The 4,938-nt window shown below is 72.5% G+C and carries 5 protein-coding genes; 3 read left to right on the top strand and 2 right to left on the bottom strand.

Annotation, left to right across the window (positions count from 1 at the left end; all coding sequences use genetic code 11):
* Positions 1-21 precede the first annotated feature (21 nt).
* Together OOT08_RS11675 and OOT08_RS11680 are read right to left on the bottom strand one after the other, a co-directional pair.
* Positions 22-297: a glutaredoxin family protein gene (locus OOT08_RS11675; RefSeq protein ID WP_325092806.1), complete on the bottom strand. Its 276-nt coding sequence runs from the start codon at positions 295-297 to the stop codon at positions 22-24.
* Positions 298-372: 75 nt separating this feature from the next.
* Positions 373-1,077: a GntR family transcriptional regulator gene (locus OOT08_RS11680; RefSeq protein ID WP_325092808.1), complete on the bottom strand. Its 705-nt coding sequence runs from the start codon at positions 1,075-1,077 to the stop codon at positions 373-375.
* A 183-nt stretch (positions 1,078-1,260) separates the two neighbouring features.
* Here OOT08_RS11680 and OOT08_RS11685 point away from each other — a divergent pair, with 183 nt between their 5' ends.
* The 3 genes from OOT08_RS11685 to OOT08_RS11695 form a co-directional block, all read left to right on the top strand.
* Positions 1,261-2,538 carry an NRAMP family divalent metal transporter gene (locus OOT08_RS11685; protein WP_442916227.1) on the top strand — a complete coding sequence of 426 codons (1,278 nt, stop codon included), beginning with the start codon at positions 1,261-1,263 and terminating at the stop codon, positions 2,536-2,538.
* A gap of 15 nt (positions 2,539-2,553) precedes the next feature.
* The gene (locus tag OOT08_RS11690; RefSeq protein ID WP_325092810.1) at positions 2,554-3,333 is read left to right on the top strand and encodes a LamB/YcsF family protein; all 780 of its coding nucleotides are present in this window, start codon (positions 2,554-2,556) and stop codon (positions 3,331-3,333) included.
* The coding region (locus OOT08_RS11695) for an urea amidolyase family protein (RefSeq protein WP_325092812.1) at positions 3,330-4,938 on the top strand (1,609 nt) is incomplete at its 3' end. The genes OOT08_RS11690 and OOT08_RS11695, both read left to right, overlap by 4 nt.

Raw genomic sequence — 4,938 nt, forward strand, 5'->3', positions numbered from 1 at the left:
CCCGGGCGTTCCGTCCGGGGGCTACTCCGCGGCGGGGACGAGACCCAGCTCGCGGAGCTTCGCGGTCATGTCCTGGTTGCTCGGCTCCACCTGGTGCGAGCCATCGGGGTACACGACGACGGGAATCTGGGTGCGCCCGCTGATCGCCTTCGCGGTCGCCACCTCGGACTCCTGCTCGATGAGGTCGATGTACTCCCAGTCGATGCCCGCTGCGGTGAAGAGTTTTTCCGCCCGGCGGCAGTCGCCGCACCAGTCGGCGCCGTACATGGTGACCTTCGTGGGGTTCTGATTCGTCATGAGCCCACCCTACGCACTCCCCCGAGGGAGGGGCGACGACCGGCGCGAATTCCCCCGAAAACCCCGCCGGAGGCCTCACCCGGCTGAGGGGTCCGGGTGCTCCTTGAGGTGGCGGGCATAGGCCGCGAGGATGGTGCGCTCGGACTGGACGAGGTAGGCATCCAGCAGCGCCGCGGCCTCGGCGCGCTGGCCCGCCTCGAACAGCTCCAGGATCCGCACGTTCTGGTCGAGGTACGGGGCGTGCAGGAACTCCGGGTCGTCGAGCAGGCCGAAGGCGAGCCGAAGTTCGGCGGCCAACTGCGCAAACAGCCGGGTCAGCCGCTCGCTGTCCGCGAGATCGACCACCGCGGCGTGGAAGGCCATGTTCGCCGTGCCGACGGCGGGCCAGTCCCCGGCCTCCCGGGCGGCCTGCGCCCGCTCCACCGCGGCCCGCATGCGCAGGCTGGCGGGGTGCTGGGGGAAGGTCATCTCCAGGGCGGGCCCCTCAATGAGGCGGCGGACCCGGTAGATGTCGATGATCGCCGAGAGGCTGGGCACCGCGACGAACACGCCCCGGTGCGGGCGGTGCACGAGCAGCCCCTCCTGGACGAGGGCGCGGAACGCCTCGCGAAGCGTATTCCGTGAGACGCCGTGTCGCTCGGCGAGCGCGGTTTCCGAGAGCTGATCGCCGGGCCGGAGCACCCCGGCGGTGATCCCGTCGCGCAGTTCGAGCACGAGCTCGTCCCCGCGGGAGGCGCGCGTGGCCCCGGGCTCGGAGGGAACGGCAGCGGCGCGAGTCATGCCGCAAGTGTAGCGATCCTTCGACGCCGCCACGGATTCCACCGTTTTTCTTGTGCGGCGAACACGATTGGTTCGTTGAACAATCTTGCCTTTTTGTTCATCAAATGTATGCTGGGGCAAAAGCCTCGGACCCCGGCGCAGTGGCGCGGCGGGTGCGGCCCCAACAAAGAAAGTTGATCCTGCTTGTCCTCCGAAACTCCCACGCACGCCCCAGCAGTCCCTGACGCCGAGACGAAAGCAAGCGCCGGCGCCTTTGTGAAGGCCCGCCGGGCCTCCCTCGTCGGCGCGATCTTCCTCATGGCCACCTCGGCCATCGGCCCCGGCTTCATCACCCAGACCGCGACGTTCACGGTCACGCTCGGGGCCTCCTTCGCCTTCGGCATCCTGGCCTCGATCCTGATCGACTTCGTCGTGCAGCTGAACATCTGGCAGATGGTCACCCTGACGGGCAAGCGCGCCTCCGAGCTCGCCAACCAGGCGATCCCCTACAGCGGATACCTGCTCGCCGTGCTCGTCATGTTCGGCGGGCTCGTCTTCAACATCGGCAACATTGCGGGCGCGGGTCTGGGGATGAACGCCCTGCTCGGCCTCGACCCGAAGGTCGGCGGCGCGATCAGCGCCGTGCTCGCGATCGGCATCTTCCTGTTCAAGCGGGCCGGGGTCATCGTGGACCGCGTGATGGTCGTCCTCGGCATCCTCATGATCGGCCTCACGATCTTCGTCGCCATCGCCTCGAACCCGCCCATCGGCGAGGCGCTGCGCCAGACGGTCTTCCCCGAGACGATGGACTTCGCGATGATCACGACGATCGTCGGCGGCACCGTGGGCGGCTACATCACCTACGCGGGCGCGCATCGCCTCCTCGACAGCGGCACCGCCGGTCCCGAGCACATCCGCCAGGTGACCAAGGCCGCGGTCACGGGCATCCTCGTGACCGGCGTGATGCGCTACGTGCTCTTCCTCGCGATCCTCGGCGTGGTCGCCAGCGGCGTCACGATCGACATCTCCGGCGCGACCGCGAACCCCGCGGCGCAGGCCTTCCTCGCCGCCGCCGGTCAGTTTGGCCTGCGCGCCTTCGGCCTGGTGTTCTGGGCCGCGGGCATCACGAGCGTGATCGGCGCGGCCTACACCTCGATCTCGTTCACGACCGTGTTCAAGCCGGGCATCAGCCTGCGCGCGCGCAACCTGGCCACGGTCGCCTTCATCTCCGTATCGCTCGTGATCTACCTGTTCCTCGGCACCGCGCCCGCCGCGCTGCTCGTCTTCGCGGGCGGCTTCAACGGGCTCATCCTGCCGATCGGGCTCACGATCTTCATGTACATCGGCTGGTTCCGCCGGGACCTGCTTCGCGGCTCCCGGATCCACCCGGTCCTGCTCACCCTAGGTACGCTGGTCACGGCGCTGACCTGGTACATGGGGGCAGTCTCGATCGGCCCGATCTTCGCCTTCCTGTCCCTGTAACCCTGGAGGACCCCCATGATCGACCTCAATAGCGACCTCGGCGAGCACTTCGGCCGCTGGACCTTCGGCAACGACGACGACATGCTCGACCTCGTGTCCAGCGCGAACATCGCCTGCGGCTTTCACGCGGGGGACCCCCGTTCGATCCGGCGCACGGTGCTGGCGGCCCACGAGCGCGGCGTCGTGATCGGGGCGCACGTCGGGTACCACGACCTCGCGGGCTTTGGCCGCCGCAACATCGACGTGGAGAGCGCCGATCTCGTGGCGGACGTGATCTACCAGATCGGCGCGCTGCAGGGCATCGCCGCCTCGGTCGGGGCGAGCGTGCGCTACGTCAAGCCGCACGGCGCGCTCTACAACACGATCGCCCAGGACCCGCGCCAGGCCGCCGACGTCATTGCGGCGATCCGGGCGGTCGACCCGAGCCTGCCGATTGTCGGTCTTGCGGGATCCCAGGTGCTCCGCCTGGCCGAGGAAGCCGGGCTCCGCCCGATCGCCGAGGCCTTCGCGGACCGCGCCTACACCCCGCAGGGCACCCTGGTGTCCCGCCGCGATCCCGGGGCGGTGCTCCACGAGCCCGGCCTCGTCGCCGAGCGGATGCGACAGCTCGTTCAGGAGGGCACCGTGACCGCGATCGACGGCTCCACCGTCCGGGTGCGTGCCGAATCGATCTGCGTGCACGGCGATAACCCGGAGGCCGTGCGGATGGCGGCCGGGGTGCGCCGCGCCCTCACCGAGGCCGAGGTCGAGATCCGATCCTTCGTCGGGGACCTCACCGCCGACGCCGGGCGATGAGCGCCGTGCGCCTCCTCCCCGCTGGCCGGGACGCCACGCTCGTGGATCTCGCCGACCTCGGCGAGGCCCTCCGGGTGTTCCGAGCGCTCAACGATGCCCGCATCCCCGGGGTCTGGGAGCTGGTCCCCGCGGCGAGGACGGTGCTCGTCCGGCACCGGCCCTGGGCCGCCGAGGCGGTGCGCCACGCGGCGCAGGCCGCGGCCGCGGCCCCCAGCGATGCAGCGGGGGCGAGCCGCGAGGCCCCGCTGGTCGAGCTGCCCGTGCGCTACGTCGGCGCGGATCTCGCCGAGGTGGCCGCGCTCCTCGGCATCGCCGAGGCCGAGGTGATCGAACGACACACCGGCCAGGACTGGCAGGTGGCCTTCACCGGCTTCGCGCCGGGCTTCGCCTATCTGACCTCACCGGGGGCCGGGCTCACCGTGCCCCGGCGCTCCGCCCCGCGGACCCGCATCCCCGCGGGATCGGTCGGGCTCGCGGGCGAGTTCAGCGGGGTCTACCCGCGCGCCAGCCCCGGCGGCTGGCAGCTCATCGGGGTGACCTCGCGGCCGATGTGGGACCTGACCCGCGAGATCCCCGCCCTGCTGATCCCCGGGGGCCGGGTGCGCTTCGTCGCCGAGGAGACCGCGAGCGCCGTGCCGCTGCCGGAGCCCGCCGCCGGGAGCGGGCCCGGCGATGCCGCGCGCCAACGCGCGGCATCGCCGGCGGAGCCAGCGGCCGCACCGGATGCCGGGCCCGCTCCCGCGCTCCGGGTGCTGGCCGTCGGCCCACAGAGCCTCATCCAGGACCTCGGCCGGCCGGGCGTCGCCGCGCTCGGGGTCAGCGGCTCCGGCGTGCTCGACGCGGGCGCGCTCCGGGCCGGGAACCGGCTCGTGGGTAACCCCGTCGATGCGGCCGGGATCGAGGCCGCGTACGGGGGCCTGGAACTACTCAGCGAGGGCGACGCCCTCGTCGCGCTCACGGGGGCCCCGGTGCCCGCGGAGCGCATCGACGCGGCGGGCACGGCTCGCGCCGTGCCAATGCACACCGCGACCCCGCTGGCGGCGGGGGAGCGGCTCCGACTCGGGGCCCCGAGCGCGGGGGTGCGCACCGTGCTCGCGGTCCGGGGCGGCATCGCGGCCCCGCCCGTGCTCGGCAGCCGCGCCTCAGACACCCTCGCGGCCCTCGGCCCCGCGCCGCTCGCCGCGGGGGACCGCCTCCCGCTCGGACCGGTTGCGGGCCTCGGCCTCGCGGTCGCCGCTGTGCTTCCCGAGGCACCCCCCGTGGGCGCGGAGCTGCCCGCCGCCGGGGCGGTCGTGACCCTCCGGGTGCACCTCGGCCCGCGGGACGATTGGTTCGCCGCGGCCGCCAGAGACCGCCTGCTCGAGCAGCCCTGGCGCGTCACCCCGCAGTCAGACCGGGTGGGGCTGCGCCTCTCCGGGTCGGTGCCCCTCGACCGGGCACCCGAGTTCCGCGCCGCCGAGCTGCCCAGCGAGGGCACCGTCCCGGGGGCGATTCAGGTGCCCGCGGACGGCCAGCCCGTCCTCTTCCTCGCCGACCACCCGCTCACGGGCGGCTACCCGGTCATCGCCGTGCTCGACCCGGCCGACCGCGACCTGGCGGGACAGA

The organism is Leucobacter sp. M11 (genome assembly GCF_035726885.1).
Lineage (GTDB): Bacteria > Actinomycetota > Actinomycetes > Actinomycetales > Microbacteriaceae > JAPFRB01.